Source organism: Pseudomonas karstica, from assembly GCF_009707515.1.
Taxonomy (GTDB): Bacteria; Pseudomonadota; Gammaproteobacteria; order Pseudomonadales; family Pseudomonadaceae; genus Aquipseudomonas; species Aquipseudomonas karstica.
This window is the reverse complement of the sequence record NZ_WLYI01000025.1, coordinates 1-19988: the sequence shown is the minus strand read 5'-3', so window position 1 is coordinate 19988 and position 19988 is coordinate 1. Positions and strand designations below refer to the sequence as shown.

General features: G+C 59.5%; 15 protein-coding genes and 2 pseudogenes. 6 read left to right on the top strand and 11 right to left on the bottom strand.

The window, feature by feature from the left end; all coding sequences use genetic code 11:
• Positions 1-110: 110 nt before the first annotated feature.
• From dxs to ehuB, 11 genes and pseudogenes are all read right to left on the bottom strand, one after another.
• The gene (gene dxs, locus GIR22_RS17880; protein WP_154744629.1) at positions 111-2009 is read right to left on the bottom strand and encodes a 1-deoxy-D-xylulose-5-phosphate synthase; all 1899 of its coding nucleotides are present in this window, start codon (positions 2007-2009) and stop codon (positions 111-113) included.
• 110 nt (positions 2010-2119) lie between these two features.
• The gene (gene ispA / locus GIR22_RS17875; RefSeq protein ID WP_154744628.1) at positions 2120-3007 is read right to left on the bottom strand and encodes a (2E,6E)-farnesyl diphosphate synthase; all 888 of its coding nucleotides are present in this window, start codon (positions 3005-3007) and stop codon (positions 2120-2122) included.
• Positions 3004-3246, bottom strand: coding sequence for an exodeoxyribonuclease VII small subunit (locus tag GIR22_RS17870; RefSeq protein WP_003176346.1), 243 nt, complete (start codon positions 3244-3246; stop codon positions 3004-3006). Before GIR22_RS17870 ends, ispA begins: the two co-directional genes overlap by 4 nt.
• Before the next feature lie 195 nt (positions 3247-3441).
• A complete protein-coding gene (locus tag GIR22_RS17865) occupies positions 3442-3864 on the bottom strand; it encodes a hypothetical protein (RefSeq protein ID WP_154744627.1) in 423 nt (140 codons plus the stop codon).
• Positions 3861-4541: pseudogene (locus tag GIR22_RS17860) on the bottom strand (RHS repeat-associated core domain-containing protein); the annotation flags it as partial. The gene GIR22_RS17865 and the pseudogene GIR22_RS17860, both read right to left, overlap by 4 nt.
• A gap of 169 nt (positions 4542-4710) precedes the next feature.
• Positions 4711-5022, bottom strand: a complete 312-nt coding sequence (locus GIR22_RS17855; RefSeq protein WP_154744626.1) for a contact-dependent growth inhibition system immunity protein — start codon at positions 5020-5022, stop codon at positions 4711-4713.
• Positions 5019-9671, bottom strand: a complete 4653-nt coding sequence (locus GIR22_RS17850) for an RNase A-like domain-containing protein (protein WP_154744625.1) — start codon at positions 9669-9671, stop codon at positions 5019-5021. The genes GIR22_RS17855 and GIR22_RS17850 overlap by 4 nt, the downstream gene beginning before the upstream one ends.
• Before the next feature lie 203 nt (positions 9672-9874).
• Positions 9875-10669 carry an ectoine/hydroxyectoine ABC transporter ATP-binding protein EhuA gene (gene ehuA, locus GIR22_RS17845; protein ID WP_178122338.1) on the bottom strand — a complete coding sequence of 265 codons (795 nt, stop codon included), beginning with the start codon at positions 10667-10669 and terminating at the stop codon, positions 9875-9877.
• 83 nt (positions 10670-10752) lie between these two features.
• The gene (ehuD, locus tag GIR22_RS17840; RefSeq protein WP_154744624.1) at positions 10753-11409 is read right to left on the bottom strand and encodes an ectoine/hydroxyectoine ABC transporter permease subunit EhuD; all 657 of its coding nucleotides are present in this window, start codon (positions 11407-11409) and stop codon (positions 10753-10755) included.
• Entirely contained in the window at positions 11406-12065 is a 660-nt protein-coding gene (gene ehuC / locus GIR22_RS17835) for an ectoine/hydroxyectoine ABC transporter permease subunit EhuC (protein WP_154744623.1), read from the bottom strand. The genes ehuD and ehuC overlap by 4 nt, the downstream gene beginning before the upstream one ends.
• A 68-nt stretch (positions 12066-12133) precedes the next feature.
• Complete coding sequence (gene ehuB / locus GIR22_RS17830) at positions 12134-12991, bottom strand: ectoine/hydroxyectoine ABC transporter substrate-binding protein EhuB (protein WP_154744622.1); 858 nt, start codon at positions 12989-12991, stop codon at positions 12134-12136.
• 281 nt (positions 12992-13272) lie between these two features.
• Between ehuB and ehuR the strand changes: the two genes are divergently transcribed.
• From ehuR to GIR22_RS17800, 6 genes and pseudogenes are all read left to right on the top strand, one after another.
• Positions 13273-14667, top strand: a complete 1395-nt coding sequence (gene ehuR / locus GIR22_RS17825; protein WP_154744621.1) for a MocR-like ectoine utilization transcription factor EhuR — start codon at positions 13273-13275, stop codon at positions 14665-14667.
• A 97-nt stretch (positions 14668-14764) separates the two neighbouring features.
• Positions 14765-15736, top strand: a complete 972-nt coding sequence (eutB, locus tag GIR22_RS17820; RefSeq protein WP_154744620.1) for a hydroxyectoine utilization dehydratase EutB — start codon at positions 14765-14767, stop codon at positions 15734-15736.
• 33 nt (positions 15737-15769) lie between these two features.
• Positions 15770-16732, top strand: a pseudogene (locus GIR22_RS17815) (cyclodeaminase); the annotation flags it as partial.
• A gap of 83 nt (positions 16733-16815) precedes the next feature.
• Positions 16816-18006 carry an ectoine hydrolase DoeA gene (doeA, locus tag GIR22_RS17810; RefSeq protein WP_154744618.1) on the top strand — a complete coding sequence of 397 codons (1191 nt, stop codon included), beginning with the start codon at positions 16816-16818 and terminating at the stop codon, positions 18004-18006.
• A gap of 3 nt (positions 18007-18009) precedes the next feature.
• Positions 18010-19011 (top strand): N(2)-acetyl-L-2,4-diaminobutanoate deacetylase DoeB, encoded by a 1002-nt coding sequence (doeB, locus tag GIR22_RS17805; protein WP_154744617.1) that lies wholly within the window; start codon positions 18010-18012, stop codon positions 19009-19011.
• Between the two features lie 29 nt (positions 19012-19040).
• Entirely contained in the window at positions 19041-19538 is a 498-nt protein-coding gene (locus tag GIR22_RS17800; protein ID WP_178122337.1) for a winged helix-turn-helix transcriptional regulator, read from the top strand.
• The last annotated feature ends 450 nt before the right edge of the window (positions 19539-19988 follow it).

Sequence of the window (19988 nt, the reverse complement as noted above, 5' to 3'; positions counted from 1 at the left end):
GCGCGAGCTTGCGCGCGAAAAAACCTCAACGATAACGCTGGCAGCCTGGGTGGACGCGGCGCTCTCTGGTTTTTCGCGAGCAAGCTCGCTCCTACAGTATTGTCGGTGGGTTATCGATCTAATAGTGCCAGGCGTTGACGCACCGAGGCTTCAATCCCGGCTTCATCCAGCCCGCATTCGGCGAGCATCTGCGCCGGCTTGGCGTGCTCGACATACACGTCCGGCAAGCCCAGGTGCAGCACCGACTTGAGGATGTTCTCTCGCGCAAGGAACTCGCTGACCGCCGCGCCGGCGCCGCCCATGATGGCGTTCTCTTCGACGGTCACCAGCAGTTCGTGACTGCTGGCAATCTCGCGCACCAGGGCTTCGTCCAAAGGTTTGACAAAACGCATATCCACCACGGTGGCGTCGATTTTTTCAGCGACTTTCAGGGCTTCGGCCAGTTGCACGCCGAACACCAGTAACGCGACTTTGCTGCCCTGGCGGCGCACGATGCCTTTCCCAATCTCGATCGGCTCCAGGCCTTTCTCGATCAGCGCATTCGGGCCATTGCCACGCGGGTAACGCACGGCGGCCGGGCCGTTGTACAGGTGGCCGGTGCTGAGCATCTTGCGCAGTTCGTTCTCGTCACTCGGGGTCATCACCAGCATGCCGGGGATGCAGCGCAGGTAGGACAGGTCGAAACTGCCGGCGTGGGTCGGACCGTCTTCGCCCACCAGGCCAGCACGGTCGATGGCGAACAGCACGTCGAGGTTTTGCACCGCCACATCGTGAACAAGCTGGTCGTACCCACGCTGCAGGAAGGTGGAGTAGATCGCCACCACCGGCTTGGCGCCTTCGCAGGCCATGCCGGCGGCGAAAGTCACCGCGTGTTGCTCGGCAATTGCTACGTCGAAATAGCGCAGCGGGAAGCGCTCGCTGAACGCCACCAGGTCGGAGCCCTCTTTCATCGCCGGGGTGATGCCCACCAGGCGCGGGTCGGCGGCGGCCATGTCGCACAGCCATTCGCCGAACACACCGGAATACTTCGGCCCGCTGGCCTTTTTCGGTGCAGCGGCCGGGGCGTCCACCGGCTCCAGCTTGGTGATGGCGTGATAGCCAATCGGGTCGACTTCCGCCGGGGCGAAGCCTTTGCCTTTCTTGGTGACGATGTGCAGGAACTGCGGGCCCTTGAGGTCACGCATGTTGCGCAAGGTGGCGATCAGGGTCGGCAGGTCGTGGCCGTCGATCGGGCCGATGTAATTCCAGCCCAGCTCTTCGAACAGAGTGCCGGGGACCAGCATGCCCTTGGCATATTCTTCGGTACGACGGGCTATTTCCCACGCGCCAGGCAGGCGCGACAGTATTTTCTTACTGCCCTCGCGCATGCTTGCGTAGGTACGGCTGGACAGAATCTTCGCCAGGTAGTTGGACAACCCGCCGACGTTGCGTGAGATCGACATGTCGTTGTCGTTGAGGATCACCAGCATGTTGGCGTTGACTTCCGGCGCATGGTTCAGTGCTTCGAACGCCATGCCCGCCGTCAGCGCTCCATCACCGATCACTGCAATCGCCTTGCGATCACTGTTTTGCAGACGGGCGGCAATCGCCATGCCCAGGGCTGCACTGATGGAGGTGCTGGAATGTCCAACGCCAAATGTGTCGTACTCGCTCTCGGAACGGCGTGGAAAGGCGGCAATGCCGTCCTTCTGGCGCAGGGTGGCCATGCGCTCGCGGCGACCGGTGAGGATCTTGTGTGGATAAGCCTGATGACCCACATCCCACACCAGCCGGTCGTCGGGGGTGTCGAAGACGTAATGCAGCGCGATAGTCAGCTCGATGACGCCCAGGCCGGCGCCGAAATGCCCGCCGGTCTGGCCGACCGCATAGAGCAACTCCAGGCGCAACTCATCGGCCAGGGTTTCCAGCTCGGCTTCACCCAGACGGCGCAGGCCGGCCGGTGTGTCAGCACGGTCGAGCAGGGGCGTGGACGGGCGTTTGCGGGGAATCTCTTGAAACGTCGTGGGCATCAGGCGAATCATTATAGGTATAGAAGAGGCCGCAGTTTACCTCAAGCATCGCATGCTGCCCACGCAGTGCATTGAAGTTGGCCGATATGCGGTGCAATCGGGCGGTGATCTCAATGACGGCGTTCGACGATATACCGCGCCAGGTCACGCAAGGGCTCGGCTGGCGCGTCGAAAGGTCGCAGGGCGTGCAGCGCCTGGTCCCGTAATTCAAGGGCGTAGGCCTTGGCGGCTTCAAGCCCGAGCAGTGAGGGATAAGTCGGTTTGTCCCGTGCGATATCGGCGCCCTGGCGTTTACCGAGGGTGGCGGTATCGCTTTCGACGTCGAGAATGTCGTCCTGAACCTGAAAAGCCAGGCCAATGGCCTGGGCATAGGTCTTCAACGCCGCCAATTGCGCGGCATCGGCACGCCCACTGGCCAGGGCGCCGAGCTGCACGGCGGCTTCGATCAGCGCGCCGGTTTTGTGGCGATGCATGTATTCAAGGGCTTTTTGGTCGAGCTTCAGGCCCACCGAGCCCAAGTCGATCGCCTGGCCCCCAACCATGCCGGCAGGGCCCGCGGCCAGGGCCAGGGCGCTGACCATGCGCAAACGGAGCTCAGCGCTCACGCCACTCAGTTGCGGGTCCAGCAAGGCACTGAACGCCAGGCTTTGCAGGCCGTCACCGGCGAGAATCGCGCAGGCCTCATCGAAGGCCTTATGGGTTGTCGGCAGGCCGCGACGCAGATCGTCGTCGTCCATCGCCGGCAAATCGTCATGCACCAGGGAATAAGCGTGAATCAGCTCCACGGCACACGCCGCGCCGTTGGCTTGCTCTGCTGGAGCACCCAAACTCTCGCAAGCCGCATAGGCGAGCAACGGGCGCACGCGTTTGCCGCCGTTCATCACGCTGTAACGCATGGCTTCGTACAGGCGATTCAGTTCAGGGCTGGGGGCAACGAACAGGGTTTCCAGCGCAGCATTGACCCGGGCCTGGCTGCTGGCCTGATAGGCACCGATCATTCAGGCTGTTCCGCGTCGAAAGGTTCTTCAGCCAACTCCCCGTCACGCTCCAGCAACACCTGAACCTTCTGCTCGGCCTGCGCCAACGCGCTCTGGCAGTCGCGGGTCAGGCCAATGCCTTGCTCGAATGCCGTCAACGAGTCTTCCAGCGACAACTCGCCGTTCTCCAGACGCTCGACCAGGGTTTGTAGATCAGCGAGGGACTGTTCGAAATCGAGTGCAACTTTTTTGCGGGCCATGGCGGCTATTCCGGTTGACGGTAAACCGGCGCGACACTAGCAGATAGGGGGGATTGGGGCAAATGAGGGGGGCTTGAGCTCAGGCGCGTGAGCCGAATAGAAGGCTTAATCGGCTCATTTTGTGAGCCGATTAAGAAGAGGATTTCGTCCTGTCGGCATGTACCACACACATCTGAAGTTCGCGCGATTTTCAAATTAGTCTTCTGGGAAGTCCGCGTAGTCTATATGTCCCTCAAGGGACAAGCAGGCTATCCAACGAAGGTTTTCAGGAAAAATATAGGTGTGTTGAGGTATTTCAGAAAATATGTCAACTGCCTCTTTAATGTCGGAAATTTCAATGGAATAAGCATGATCAATAGCAGAGTCACCCAGGAATATCACATTCTGAGTAGCCAACGTTTTTAGCTTTTCTGAGATTTGAGTTAAAGCGTTCGTTTTTTCGATTGAGTTAAGGTTGCACGGGTTTTTCAGGGTGCTCCAGTCGATCTGGTTTCCAATAAAAATGACTTTTTGTTGTATCTGATGGATTAGTTTTTTGTGATCGCTCTCCGATAGTTGTTTATAGACGACTCCTATTTTTTTGAGCGTGTTTGTCAGATCCTCGTCGAAGTAAGTCATTTTTTATAAAATCTTTTGTTTATCTTAAGAACAAGCTCTGGGGAGCCTTCGAAAAGATAGTGGGGGCCCTTTTTCTTACCGGACCAAACGTTAACGTGAGCACCATTTCGCTCATCATACTCAACCCGATATCCGGTTTTACCATCACTTGTTTGCATACCTATGGGCCTTCCTATGGCGGTTCCGAATTTTCCTTGCGTAGGCCTTTCTGCGCGGAAGCCATTTTCTAGTAACCATTCTAGGGCTTTATTTGACGCCTTCTCATATGTTGAGAACCGAGTGAGGTTGCCGGTGCTAGGTGGCTTTTCCTCATATGGATGCTGGGAGTTTTTTTCTTTTCGTCCAGAACAGTTTCCAGGTGTACATGCCAACCCCAACGGATCCACCCACCCCGTCGGGCTGGGCGCGTACTGGTATCCGTTCAGCCCACCCGCCAGTTTCACCGGGTCGGGGGTCAGGTAGCGGCCGTTGTCCGGATTGTAGTAGCGATGGCGGTTGTAGTGCAGCCCGCTTTCTTGGTCGAAGTATTGACCCTGGAAGCGCAGCGGGTTGGTGACGGTGTTGACATCGAGCCGGGCGATTTGGCCGTAGGCGCGGTAATGCGCGGACCAGACGATTTCGCCGTCGGGGTTTGTCAGTTCCTGGGGTGTGCCGAGGTGGTCGAGTTGGTAGTGGAAGCGTAGTTAAAGGGACAGATCTCTTTAACACTGTGCGTGAGCAATGACCGCAAGCGCTTGCCGCCGCTCATCACGCCTTAGCGTATGTCTTCACTCAAGGCCATACGCTCAGGGCTCGGGGGGCACCAACATTGGACCTAATGCAGCATTGACCAGCGATCAAATAGACTCATCTTTTGTCGTTGATTTTTTGCGTTAGAAGTGAGCTGACGTGTTTTAACCAGGTCTTTCCACTTTTCCATTCGTACGGATAGTAATAGTTGCAGCCTATTTCAAAGAATAAATAATCCTGCAGCTCCTGCTCTGTTCTGTCGGTTAGTAAAAGCTCGCGTAGCCCTATGTTTACCTGTATGAGGGTATCTGCCGATGATTCAGAGATAAAGCTTGAAATCACATCGTCAGCACTAGCATATTCGTCGGGCCAGTCCTGATTGAAGTAACTGGCAAGAAATTGTTGTAATTCAAGATAACTGTTAGTCATGGGCTTGGATATCCCGTAAGTACTTTATAGCCATCAGGCATTTTTTTATCTTTCAATAGCACAAGGTAGATTTTAGTTCCTGGTGTGGTTGCCGCTGCTCCTCTCACTAAGCTGGTGCCGATGGGGTGTTGGGTTTTTTGAATAATCGTAATTTTGTCTTTGTTGCCTTTAGTGAATTTATTAATTTTGGCTCCGTTATCAGTAATCATTTTCGAAACTGTTGATTCTGCTGTTGCGCGATCATGGAAGGTAGAGGCAGTGGGCACGTGAGGCTCATGCTTTAGTCGCGAGGCCAATTGCTCATTGGTTTTACCAATATGTTTTTTTATCAAATGTCCACCTGCTGCTTCATGTGCTGCCAATCCTCCCCCTGGAACTATTTCGCTGTAAGGGCCGTCGGCGACTATCGATTCCGGGCAGGCTGCTGCCTTGCAACTCAACCCCAACGGATCCACCCACCCCGTCGGGTTGGGCACGTACTGGTATCCGTTCAGCCCGCCTCCCAGTTTCACCGGGTCGGGGGTCAGGTAGCGGCCGTTGTCGGGATTGTAGTAGCGATGGCGGTTGTAGTGCAGCCCGCTTTCTTGATCGAAGTATTGGCCCTGGAAGCGCAGGGGGTTGTCGACGGTATTTACATCCAGCCGGGTGATTTTGCCGTAGGCGCGGTAGTGGGCGGACCAGACGATTTCGCCGTTGGGGTTGGTCAGTTCCTGGGGCGTGCCGAGGTGGTCGAGTTGGTAGTGGAAGGCTTGGGTGTTGTCCGGGCCGAAGCCTTCCAGCAGGGCCAGCGGGCGGAAGCTGTCGGGCTCGTAGAGATAGCTGCGATGGCGATCTGCGTGGTGTTCGGCGATGAGTTTGTCGCCTTGCCAGAAGAACTCGGTGGTGTTGCCGTCGAGGGTTTTGCTGATTCGTCGTCCGAACGGGTCGTAGCGGTAGCGGGCGGTTTGGCCGTCGGGTTGGGTGATGCCGATCAGGCGGTGTTGGCAGTCGTAGCGGTATTCGGTGACTAACTGTTGGGCGCGGCCACGGCGTTCGCGTATGAGGTTTCCGAAGGCGTCGTAGTCGTAATGCCGATCGCCTTGCAGCAACAGGCGATTGCCGACGACGATGCCGGGGCCAGGGCGGTCTTGCATCAGCAGGTTGCCGGCCGGGTCGTGGGCGAAGCGCTCTTGTTGGTCCTGGGCGTGGTCGGCGCGGGTCAGGCGGTCGAGCGGGTCGTAGTGGTAGTCGTGCTGGCCTTTGCGGGTGTCGAGCACCCGGATGAGGTTGCCGCTTGGGTCGTAGTCGTATTGGCGGCGGTAGTGGCGCTGTTCTTGTTGGGTGATGGCGTGGGCGTGCAGGCGGCCTTGCTCGTCATAGTGGTAGTGGCTGAGCAGTTGGCCTTGCTGGCGCTGGTGTTCGCGGCCTGACTTGAACAGGTGCGAGGTCAGGGTTTTGCCGTTGAGTTCAAGGGTGGCGAGGTGGCCGCCTTTGTCGTGATGGAAGGCGAGGCGGTTGTTGTCGGGCAGGCGCAAGTGGGTGAGCTGACCGCAGGCGTCATAGCCGTAGCGCAAAGTGCCCCAGCCTTGATGCTCGGCGGTCAGGCGGTTCTGAATGTCATATTCGTAGTTGAGGAACCAGTGGCCGTCGTCGACGCTAAGGAGATTGCCCTGGCGGTCGTAGGTGTAATCCACCGAGTTGCCGTCGGGCAGGGTTTTTCTGACGAGGCGGCCGGCAGCGTCGCGCTGATACCGGGTAACCAGCTGACTGTCGTCATCACCCAACTCGGTCTTTTCCAGCAGGTGGCCGTTGAGGTCGTAGGCGTAAGCCGTGCGCTTGCCGTCAAACCCGGTTTCCTGCTGGATCAGGCCGTTGGCGTGATAGTCCAACTGGTAGGTTTCGCCGACCTCGTTTTCGATCCCGGTCAGCAGCAACCGTACGTTGTCATAGCGGTAGCGCAGGGTGCTGCCGTCAGGATTGATACGACGACTGATCAGGTGCAAGCCGTCGGCGTATTCATAGCGGGTGACGCGCCCCAGCTCGTCGCGTTCGGCGGTGATTTTTCCGTAGGGGTTGTAGCTCAACTCCCGGGTGGCGCCGTCCGGAAGCGTCACCTTGATCAGACGTCCAACGCCATCCCATTGATATTGGATCAGCGCACCGTGCTCATCTTCACGAACAATCTGCCGGCCCAGGACGTCATAGCGATAACGCCGCACGCCACCCTGGGGCAGTTGCTCTTCAACCAGTTGCCCAAGGTCGTTCCAGTTCAGGCGCTGACAGCTGTGGTCCGGGTACCAAACCTCCGTCAGTTGGCCACGTTTGTCATAGCGGTAATCGGTAACGTTGCCGGTGGGATCGGTCTTACGCGTGATATCGCCCTGATCATTGCGCCGATACTTCCAGACCGTTTCACCACGGCGCACGACGCGAACGAATCCGTTGGAGTGCTCGTAGGAAGTAGGCTCATCATCGCCAGGAAACAGCGCAACCAAGCGTCCGGCTTCGTCGTACTGATAGGCCGTTATTGCGCCCAGCGGATCCTGCTCAACTGTCAGCCGGCCCTTGTCGTCGTAGGATTTGAAATGCTCGGCACCGTCCGGATCAATCCGCTGCACCAGCCGAGCCCGCTGGTCATGCACATAGACTTCCTGGCTGCCATCGGCGTTAAGCACCGTGACACGGCCGTTGTCATCCCAGGCATAACGCGTGTCCATCTGCGAAAAGCTCGCCCAATGCCGGACACATCGCGCAGCCTTGCCAGAACGTTCCCACTCCCAAAAGAAACTCGCGCCCCCGGCCAGCGAACGTTCCAGAATCACTTGCTGATCGTCGTACCGATAACGCTCGCTTTCGCCTACCGCATTGGTCGCCTCAATCAGTCGCCAACGCTCGTCGTAACGGTAGGAAACGAGGGTTTGCCGGGTAGTCCAGGTGTCGTCTGAAAGGCTTTTTGCGTCGAAGACCTGATAGTCGACTGCGACGATATGGTCCTTGTCATAGCGCAACAGCAGTGCTCGACCTGCATCGTTATCCAGCCGTTGAATCCGTCCCGAAAAGTCGCGGCTGATTCGTAGGCGGTTGTCATACTCATCGCTTACACACGTCAGAACACCGTCACGAAAGTGATAGAAACGCGAGTCCTGAGCCAGCACTAGTTCATCAAGAGCTGAACCCAGATAAATCGCCGCCTCAGCCAGACTGTTGGTGATGGCAGGCCGAGCGACGGAGGGCAGGGGAAATGTGGTGCTGCGGTTCTCGTGATCAGTCCACACTACGGACTCGCCCACCACCGCAAGCCGGTGGGCCAAGGAATGACTCCAGCCAAAGCCGAGCCCGCAATCCACCTCGACCGCACTGGTGCGATACGCGCGCGTCCAGGCAAACGGCAGTACACCGTCCAACTCACCCTCGGTGAGCGTCAGCAGTTCTTCACCGGTGACCATCGACACCGGGCAGCCGTGGGTGGCGGTCTTGTCTGCGCTGGAGGACGCATCGCCATTGGGGGTTTTCGCAACAGATGGCGAATCATCAATGGATTCGATTTGCTTGAGCGCGGTGTTCTGCCGCGCGCCCCAATGCATCTGCAGGCCACCTTTCTTCAGCCCATTGACGGTCCCGCGAACCGCCACTGCCTTGTAGCGATCCACCGCCGCCATAAAGCGTTTGATGATCGAAAAAATACCGTCAATAAATGCTTTCGCGGCGTCGAAAATCTGCTTCCCATATTTGCTCAATCGCAGTGCGATGTAGCCAACGCCTACCGCCGGCAACGCCAGCGTCAGCACCACCGCGATCAACAAGTCGATCAGCAATGACACCGCAACCCCGGCGATGACCTCGGCACTCTTGCCCGCTATCTGGCTCGGCGGCAGCGCCGATAACCAGATCATTGCCGTGCGCAGCATCAGGTACAGCGCTGCCTCGTCACTGGCCAGCAACATCGCTTGTTCCATCACCTGCGGCGTGCCGCGGGCCAGTTCTGCCAGCTCGGCGGCCTGCGCACCCAGGCGCTCGATGTGTTTGGCCGGGTCCTTGAGGATGTCCTGCACCAGTGTGATGCTGTCCCACACCCCGGAAATGGCTGACCAACTGCCGGCCAATATCCCACTGCCGATGGCGCTTGCCGTCGAGGCCTGCCAGTGCGGCTTGAAACTGTTCCACTGCGTGCGCAACCAACGTTCAAGGTCTGCCGTCAGCCCGTCGTAGGACTCAAACAGCGCCTCCACCTGCTGCGGCGAAACGCCGCCCTGCACCCGTACTTGGTAGCGCTGACCCGCCGCGCACTGATGTGAGCCCTTGCCCTGTTCATCCAGTTGGATCAGCGTGGAACTGCCGTCATCCAGCCCGATCACCTCGACCGGGATATTTCCCAGTGGCACGTCATACACCGACTCGAATGTGCTCTGAATCTCCAGCACGCCACCTGCTGGACACTGCGTGACACCGGACAGGAAATCCCTGTCGATCATGCTCACCGACGTCTGCGAATCCCCGACCCGCAGTACCCGATCCATACCCAGCAACGACGGCAGATCCACCGTGTGGCTGACGTTGTCCAGCGCCTGTGTGTACCAGGTGGTCACCTGCTGTCGGTACACCGACAGGCTCTGATGAAAGCCATCCAGCTCATGTTCGATAAAGGCAATGTGGGGGGAGGAAGCAGTCATCCATGACGTCTCTGCAAGAAGGAGGCGTCGGAGTCTGCAGCAGTAAAAAGGGGGCCGGACCAGTGGTCTGGCAAATCAGAATGGGCTTACCTGAGTGGTATGTTTTTCCGCTGAAAGCACAAACTCAGGCTACACAATAAGGCGAGGGCACTCATTGACCGGGACAACAGTACCACCGCGCGGCACATCTCTCCGGCTGTTGATTAATTAGCTTCCTTCACCGCACTCAGAAACGCACACGTACGCTCTTGCTGTGGATGCTCGAAAATCTGCGCCGGCGTCCCCTGTTCGTGTATCTGCCCTTTATAGAAAAAACACACCCGGTCAGCGAATTCCCGGGCGAAGCCCATCTGGTGGGTGACCATCAGCATGGTCAGGTTGTGTTCGCTGCCGAGTTTGCGAATCACATTAAGTACTTCGCCACACAGTTCCGGGTCGAGGGCCGAGGTCACTTCGTCGAACAGCATGACCTTGGGCCGCATCGCCAGCGCTCGGGCAATTGCCACCCGTTGCTGCTGGCCGCCAGACAGCTGCGAGGGGTAATGTCCAAGCTTGCTGCCCAACCCCACCAGTTCCAGCAGGTCTGCCGCACGCTCGCGGGCTTCGGAAGACTTCATTCCGAGCACTTGCACTGGCGCCTCAATAACGTTTTGTAGCGCCGTCATGTGCGGAAACAAGTTGAAGCTCTGAAACACCATGCCGATCTTGCCGCGCACGCGACGGATATGCCGGTCGTTGGCCGGTACCAGTACACCATTGCGGTTCGGCATGTGGGTCAGCAGGTCATCCTCGATGCGGATCACGCCATCATCGATGCCTTCAAGGGTCATCAACACCCGCAGCAGGGTGGATTTCCCGGAGCCACTGGGACCGATGATCGCGACCTTTTCACCGGGGGTGACATTCAGGTTCAAACCATCGAGTACGGTGAAGCTGCCATAACGTTTGGTGACGTCCTGGAAACTGACAATCGGCTTGGCCAAATCGGGTGCCTGCATGACGGGAGCCTCCTGCGGCTGCAACGGTGCCGGGGTGTCGTGCCGGAAAAGATCACTGGATGTCGAAAAGATTTGAGAGGTCATTAGCGTAGCTCCAGGCGCGTTTCAAGGCGCCGTACCAGGTAAGCCAAAGCGATGCTCAGGGCCAGGAAGAACAGACCTACCATGGTGATCGGTTCCAGGTAGCGGAAGTTCTCGGAGCCGATGTTCTTGGCCTGTTGCATGATTTCCACCACGGTAATCGCCGACAGCACCGGCGTGTCCTTGAGCATTGCCACCAGGTAGTTGCCCAAGGGTGGCAGGATTGGGCGCAAGGCCTGGGGCAGGATGATGTTGCGGTAAGCGCTGTACGGGGCGATGTTCAGCGCTGTCACCGCCTCCCACTGTGCCCGTGGCACCGCATCGAGGCCGCCGCGATAGACCTCGGCGATGTAGCAGGCGTAATGCAGGCCAATGCCAAGGATGCCAACCTGAATGGCACTCATGCTGACGCCGTAGTTGGGCAGCACGTAGTACAGGAAGTACACCTGGATCAGCAGCGGTGTGCTGCGGATGAACTCAATCACCCCGGTGGCCGGCCAAGACAGCCAGAGTCGTCGGCTTCGTCGGCCAATCGCCAGGAACAAGCCGAGCACAATGGCGATCAGAAAGCCGATCAGGGTAATACCCACGGTGTTGAGCGAGGCACGCAGCAAGTCGGGGAGGATTTGCCAGGCATAGCTCCAGTCGAACAAGGTCATGACAAGCCTCCACGCATCCGCCCACGGGCCAGGCGTCGCTCGACATGGCGCATGCCAAGATTGATGGCCTGGGCCAGGACGAAATACATCAGCAGCGCCAGGCTGAAGATTTCCAGGGTCTGGAAGGTGGCCTGGTCCAATTGCCGGGCGCGAAAGCTCAGGTCGGACAAGGTGATCAGGGACACCAGCGAGGTGTTTTTCAGCAACTCGATCAGCAAGTTGGTGCCCGGCGCGATGGCTGCCAGCAAAGCCTGGGGCAGAATGATCCGGCGAAAGCGCGTGTAGCCGCTGAAGTTCAGCGCCGTGGACGCTTCGTACTGACCCTTGGCCACCGAGCTGATCGCCCCGCGCATCACCTCCGCGCCATAAGCACCGATGTGCAAGCCGAGACCGACAATGGCCACGCTGTAGGAGCTCAGTTCAATGTTGAACGGCGGCAATGGCAGCACGAAAAACAGCCAGAACAACTGCACCAGCAACGACGTGCCGCGGAACACCTCGATGTAGGCAATGGAAAACCAGCGCAGCGCACGCCAGGGCGACATGCGCCCCAGCGCCGCAAGAATCGCTGCGGCAATCGCCAGCAGCGAACCGAGGAATGTCACCTGGAGCGTGACCCAGGCGCCTTGTATCAACAGCGGAAGTAATTCACCCATGGTTCAGCCTGGCCATTCGGATTAAGCAGAAAAATAGGCATCGCGCCGTGGCGCCATGCCTGTCTCGACTATTGAGCGCAGAGCTCGGCAGCCGTTTTGCTTGTCACGTTGGATTTGTCGAAGCCGAAAGGGGCAACCGTCTTGAGGTGTTCTTCGGAGCCCAGCCATTTTTTCAGTTCGGCATTGACCGCATCCCGCAGTTCTTTGTCTTCCGGACGGAAGGCGAGGGCGCCGTAGCCGATGTGCGAGGGGTCATCCTTGAACTCGGTGACCGCCTCGACCTTTTCGCCACCCTTGGCGGCCAGGCCTTTCATGGTCAATTGAGTGCCCACGGCGGCATCGGCACGGCCGGCGCGCACCGCCTGCAATTGTGCGGTGGTGTCCGGCACTTGCAGGATCTGCGAGTCTTTTACGCCTGAGTCCCGCGCATAAGCCAGGTTCACCGTGCCGGCCATGATCGCCAGTTTTACCTCGGGGTTTTTGGCGATGTCTTCATAGCTGTGCAGCTTATGCGGGTTGCCTTTGGCAGTAAGCAGGGCGTCCGGCAGTTGATACTGCGGGTCGGTGAACAGCACCTGCTTGCAGCGTGCCGGGGTGATGTACATACCCGCGGCAATCACATCGAAACGCCCGGCGCGCAGGCCCGGGATCAACGATCCCCACTCGGTTAACACACCATTGACTTGCTTGATGCCCATTTGGGCGAAGATCGCCTTGGCGATTTCCGGCGATTCACCGGTCACCCGACCGTCGGTCTCGGTAAACGCAAAAGGCGTTTCATTGGCATAGCCGATGCTGATGCTGCTGTTTTCCTGAATGGTTTCCAGGGTGGTGGCGGCCTGGGCGCTGATGGCCACGCCGAGCATCGCGCCAGCCACGAACAGGTGACGCAACGCATGGGGAGTGCGGGAGGTGGAATTGCTCATCGGTAAAATCTCCTGTTTCTTGTGGACCCGTCGTCGACGGCTCTGTGGTAGGAGGCAGTGTTACAAGAGCAAAGCGTACAAGGGCGGATTGCATGGATGGCTCCGCGCACCGGTACAGGTCGATTGGTTTTATTGTGAGGGCCTGACGAGCGGCCCCTGCATCGACCTTGGGCCGAGCATACAAAAGCCCCGGCCATCATGGTATTGCACTAGGACAATTGCTTTGCACTGATTCTCGCGGGATGCTGTGCGCACTGGCACCTACGCGGGTTTTAGCGCCGATGGATACGTGGAAAGCAGCATTGCAAAGCGCCCGCAGCGGCGAGTCTAAATACAAAATACTGGTACAGGCGATTGCCGACGATATCGAGCAAGGCGTGCTGGCCAACGATCAGCGCCTGCCACCGCAACGGCACATGGCCGATGCCATGGGCATCAGCGTGCAAACCGTCACCAATGCCTACAAGGAGCTGGAGCGCCAAGGCCTGGTGCGGTGTGAAGTCGGGCGCGGCAGCTTTGTCTCGCGGCGCATGAGCGATCGGGTGGCCACCTATATCCTCGACAGCCCCGAGCGGGCCCTGGTGGACTTCTCCATCACCCGCATCCTGCATACGCGCGAGCACGATCAGTTCTGGCGTGAGACCTGCCGTGAACTCAGCACCGAAGACGATCAGCCGTGGATTCATGCCTTTCGTCCGATTGCCGGTTTCGAGGCTCACCGCGACGCCGCCATGCACTGGATCGGCCGGCAGGGCCTGCGGGTGGAGCGCGATGACATCCTGATCACCAATGGCGCCGCCCACGGGATCTTTCTGGCCTTGGCATCCCTGGCCGGCCCCGATGATGTGGTGCTCTGTGAAGGGCTCACCGACCACGGCGTGATCGGCAACTCCCAGGTGCTGGGCTTTACTCTCAAGGGCCTGGAGACGGACCGTCATGGCATCGACCCGGAGCATTTCGAAGACATGTGCAGCAATGAGCGGATCACCGCGCTGGTCTGCACCCCGAACCTGAATAACCCGACTACCAGCTTGATGCCCGACAGCCGTCGTCGCGAGATCGCCGACATCGCCCGGCGTTTCGGCGTGCACATCATCGAGGACGATGTATATGGCCCGTTGCTGGACCAGAAGCGCGCGCCACCGATCAGTCATTACCTGCCGGAACTGTCATTCTATTGCACCAGCATGACCAAGTCGGTGCTCACCGGTTTGCGCATCGGCTATCTGGTGGTGCCCAAGCGCCTGGCGTTGCGCACCGAAAGTATCTTGCGGGTCAACAGTTGGATGGCGACGCCCATGGTCTCGGAGATTGCGGCGCGCTGGATTCGCGACGGTCGCGCCGACACCCTGGTGGGCCTGCAACGCAACCTGTTGGCCGGGCGCCAGGCGATGGTCCGCGAATACCTGGATGAATACCTGCTCGGCCAACATCCTCATGCCTTGAATGCCTGGGTCGGGATACCCGCCCATTGGGAGCTTGATAGCCTGGTACGGGCACTGCGCCACAAACATATTGCGGTCACTTCGCCCGATCCTTTCACCGTGCGCGGCACGCCGCGACCACGGGCTGTACGGTTGTGTGTCGGTGCCGAATGCAGTGATGAAGAAATGCGCGATGCACTGATAGGCATGCGTGAAATATTCGGCCAGTACCCGCAGATTCATGACTTTTGAGCGAGCCGAAAAGTTTGTCGGTTAAATTGCCCTAGTACATTCATCGCGACAATCAAGCCCTCTTAGACTGCGCCCAATACCCATGTGGGAGGTGGTCATGCCAGCGTTGCAGCTAAACGATATTTACCTCGCTCGCCAGCGGATCGAGTCGCAGGTGCGGCGTACCGCCATGGAGTATTCGCCGAGCCTGTCGCAACAGATGGGTGTGGCGGTGTACCTCAAGCTTGAGTCCCAGCAGATCACCGGTAGCTTCAAATTACGCGGTGCGAGCAATGCGGTGGCACAACTCGATGCCAGGCAAAAGGCGCGTGGGGTGGTGGCGGCATCGACCGGCAACCACGGTCGCGCCCTGGCTTACGCCGCGTCCCGGCAAGGGGTCAAGGCCACCATTTGTTTGTCGCACCTTGTACCCGAGAACAAGGTTCAGGCCATTCGTGAACTGGGTGCCGAAGTGTGTATCGTCGGCCACTCCCAGGACGATGCCCAGCGTGAAGCCGAGCGAATTGCCAACGAGCTGGGCGCGACCTTGCTGCCACCGTTCGATCATCCCGCGATCATCGCCGGCCAGGGCACTCTGGGCCTGGAAATTCTCGAGCAGTTACCCGATGTGGCGCAAGTCCTCGTGCCGTTGTCCGGCGGTGGCCTGTTCGCCGGCGTGGCCCTGGCGATCAAAAGTGCCAGCCCGCAGATCGTCACCCACGGCATCAGCATGCAGCGCGGCGCAGCCATGCACGCCAGCCTCGCGGCAGGCCATCCACTGGAAGTCGAAGAGCTGTCGACCCTTGCCGACTCCCTGGGCGGCGGCATCGGCCTGGACAACCACTACACCTTCAACATGACCCTCGACCTTTGCGATCACCTGCACCTGCTCAGTGAAGCTTCCATCGCCAATGCCCTGCGCCATGCCTATCGCCAGGAGCGCCTGGTACTGGAAGGTGCGGCGGTGGTGGGCATCGCGGCTCTGCTTGATGGCCTGATCGAGCCGCGCGGACCGATTGTGGTGGTGGTCAGCGGGCGCAACGTCGATATCGATCAGCACCTGCGTGTGCTCAATGGCCTCGACGCGTAAATCACAACAATAACGAACGGGAGCGCTACGTTGATGAGTCAAGTCACCCTGTTAAGCGAAGCCGATCTGCGCGCCTGCGTCGACCTGGATTTGCCGAGTATCGAAGCCATCGAACAGGCTTTTGTGCTGCTGGCCACCGCGGCCGTTGCCATGCCGCCGATCCTGCGTCTGGACATCCCTGAACACAACGGCGAGGTGGACGTGAAGACCGCGTACCTGCCAGGCCTTGAGCGGTTTGCGATCAAGGTCAGCCCGGGCTTTTTCGACAATCCGAAACTCGGCCTGCCAAGCCTCAACGGCATGATGATGCTGTTGTCGGCGCGCACCGGGTTATTAGAGGCGTTGTTGCTCGATAACGGCTACCTGACAGCGGTGCGTACGGCCGCTGCCGGTGCGGTGGCCGCGCGTTTATTGTCACGTGTCGACAGTCGCCGCGTGGCGCTGATTGGCGCCGGCGAGCAGGCAGCGTTGCAATTGCAGGCGCTGCGCCTGGTGCGACCGATTGAACAGGTTCGTGTCTGGGCACGGGACAGTGCCAAGGCGCAGGATTTCTGCGCCGAGCTGGTACGCAGTAGTGGCCTGGCGGTCGTTGCATGCGCCAGCATCGAGGAGGCCCTGGCTGACGTGGACATCGCCATCACCTGCACCCCAAGCCGCGAGCCCTTGATCCAGGCCCACCACTTGCACCCCGGCCTGCACATCACGGCCATGGGCTCCGACGCCGAACACAAAAACGAAATCGCGCCCCAGGCCTTGGCCAAGGTCGACCGCTATGTGGCGGATCGCTTGAGCCAGACCCGCATCCTCGGCGAACTGCACCATGCCCTGGCGGCTGGGGTGCAGGTCGACGAATCGCGCCTGGCGGAACTGGGCCAGGTATTGGCAGGCCAGCGCCCCGGGCGCACCGATGCCGCGCAAATCACTCTATGTGACCTTACCGGCACTGGCGCCCAGGACACGGCCATGGCCAATCTGGCGTTCGAACGTGCGCGTTCGAACGTGCGCGTTCGGCCGACAAGGGTTTGCAGTTTTCCAGCTGATTCACTTCATTCGTGCGTCATTTATCAGAGGACATGTGCATGTCTCAGATAGTCGTCAACCTACCGTTCGAACGAGCGGAATACGCCCAGCGCCTGCTCAAGGTGCGCCAGGCTATGCAAGGGCAGGGCATTGAGTTGCTGCTGGTTACAGACCCTTCCAACATGGCCTGGCTGACCGGCTACGATGGCTGGTCGTTCTATGTGCACCAATGTGTGCTGCTGGCCCTGGACGGCGAACCGGTGTGGTTTGGTCGCGGCCAGGATGCCAACGGCGCCAAGCGTACGGTGTTCATGCAACACGAGAACATCGTCGGCTACCCGGACATTTACGTGCAATCGCGGGAACGTCATCCCATGGATTATCTGTCACGGGAAGTCATCAGTGCCCGGGGTTGGGACACGCTGAATATCGGCGTGGAAATGGACAATTATTATTTCAGCGCCGCCGCCTACCTATCGCTGCAAAAGCACCTGCCGAATGCCACCTTCATCGACGCGGCAGGGCTGGTGAACTGGCAGCGGGCGATCAAGTCGCCCCAGGAAATCGCCTATATGCGCATCGCCGCGCGTATCGTCGAAAACATGCACGGGCGCATCCTTGAGCGCATCGAACCGGGCATGCGCAAAAACGAGCTGGTGGCCGAGATCTACAGCAGCGGCATCCTCGGCGCCGACGGTCATGGCGGTGACTACCCCGCAATCGTGCCGCTGTTGCCTACCGGCGCCGACGCCAGTGCACCGCACTTGACTTGGGACGATACGCCGTTCGAAAAAGGCGCCGGTACCTTTTTCGAAATTGCCGGGTGCTACAAGCGTTACCACTGCCCGTTATCCCGCACCATCTACCTGGGCAAGCCGCCGCAGCACTTTATCGATGGTGAAAAAGCCGTGGTCGAAGGCATCGCCGCCGGCCTCGAAGCCGCAAAGCCTGGCAATACCACCGGTGACATCGCCGTGGCGTTTTTCAAAGTGCTGGAGAAATTCGGCATCCACAAAGACAGCCGCTGCGGTTACCCGATCGGTATCAGTTATCCACCGGATTGGGGCGAGCGCACCATGAGCCTGCGCCCTGGCGACACCAGCGTGTTGCAGCCGAGCATGACTTTCCACTTTATGCCCGGGTTGTGGATGGACGATTGGGGCCTGGAAATCACCGAAAGCATTTTGATCACCGACACCGGTGTCGAGACGCTGTGCAACGTGCCACGCCAACTGTTCGTCAAGGATTGAGCCATGAGCGACTTGCCCGACAACCCCATCAGCGCCACCGTGGATTTCAATCGCGACGGCGTGCAGCATGGCTTTCTCAAGCTGCCATATTCCCGGGACGATTCGGCCTGGGGCGCGGTGATGATTCCCGTCACCGTGATCCAGCATGGCCGAGGGCCGACTGCACTGCTCACCGGCGGTAATCATGGTGATGAATACGAAGGCCCGGTGGCCCTGAGCAAATTGGCCCAGGGCCTGGACGCGGCCGACGTCAGTGGCCGGTTGATTATCGTACCGTTCATGAACACCCCGGCATTTCATGCTGGCCGGCGCACCTCACCCATCGACAAAGGCAACCTCAACCGCAGCTTTCCCGGTAAGCCGGACGGTACCGTGACCGAGAAAATCGCCGACTACTTCACCCGTACCTTGCTGCCTCTGGCCGACATCGTGCTGGATATCCATTCCGGTGGCCGCACCCTGGACTTTCTGCCGTTCGCCGCCTGCCACGTGCTGCCCGACAAACAGCAGCAGGCCCAATGCGAAGCCGGCATGCGCGCCTTCAACGCGCCCTACAGCATGCGCATGCTGGAGTTGGACGCCGGGGCGATGTACGACACCGCCGCCGAAAGCCAGGGCAAGGTCTTTGTGACTACCGAACTGGGCGGTGGTGGCTCGTCCACGGCGCACAGCGTGGCAATTGCCGAACGCGGAGTGCGCAACCTGCTGGTGCATGCGGGGATTCTTCAAGGTGAGGTCGAACTTGGGGAGTCAACGATGCTCGATATGCCTGATGCCGATTGTTTTATCGCCAGCGAGCACGACGGCCTGTTGGAAATGTGCCGGGACCTGGGCGACACCGTGAGCCAGGGCGATCTTATCGCCCGCGTGTACGACGTCACCCGTAGCGGTGTCGCCCCGGTGGAATACCGTGCGGCGCGCAGTGGCTTGCTGGCTGCGCGGCATTTTCCGGGGTTGGTGCAGTGTGGGGACACGCTGGCGGTGATCGCCGAAGTACTGACCTGAAACTTGATCGTTCTGGAGACCCACGGCCCGTGCACAAACTCGACCGCTACGACCTGAAAATCCTGCGCATCCTCGCCGAGGATGGGCGCATCACCAAGTCGAGCCTGGCCGAGGCCATCAACCTGTCGGTTACCCCGGCCTGGGAACGAGTGCGCAAACTGGAAGCGTTGGGCCTGATCAAAGGCTACCGTGCCCAGGTCGATTGGAGCGCGGTATTCAAAAGCCAGCAAGTACTGGTGGAAATCACCCTGGCCCGCCACACCGCCCAGGACATGCGGCGCTTCGAGCAACGAATGAACGAGGCCAGCGAAGTCGCCTTCTGCTACGCCACTGGCGGCGGTGTCGACTACATGGCGATGATCCAGTCCCCGGACATCGACCACTACCAGCGCTTCATCGACCAACTGTTGCTCGATGATTTGGGCATCGAACGCTACTTCACCTACATCGTCACCAAGACCATCAAGACGGCCGGCGCCTTGCCGGCTGAGCTGACACGGGAGACAAGCGGGCCTGCTCGACTGTAGCCGCTGTCGAGGCACGAGGCTGCGATAAGGGCCGCAGGACCTTCAGCAATTTCAAAACCCCAGCGACTGCTGCGCAGCCGATCGCAGGCTGCGCCAGCGGCTACAGGCGGTCGGCGCGGTCTATGTAGCCGCTGTCGAGGCACGAGGCTGCGATAAGGGCCGCAGGACCTTCAACAATTTCAAGGCCCAGACGACTGCTGCGCAGCCGATCGCAGGCTGCGCCAGCGGCTACAGGAGATCGGCGCGGTCTTTGTAGCCGCTGTCGAGGTACGAGGCTGCGATAAGGGCCGCAGGACCTTCAACAATTCCAAGGCCCAGACGACTGCTGCGCAGCCGATCGCAGGCTGCGCCAGCGGCTACAGGAGATCGGCGCGGTCTTTGTAGCCGCTGTCGAGGCACGAGGCTGCGATAAGGGCCGCAGGACCTTCAACAATTTCAAGGCCCAAACGG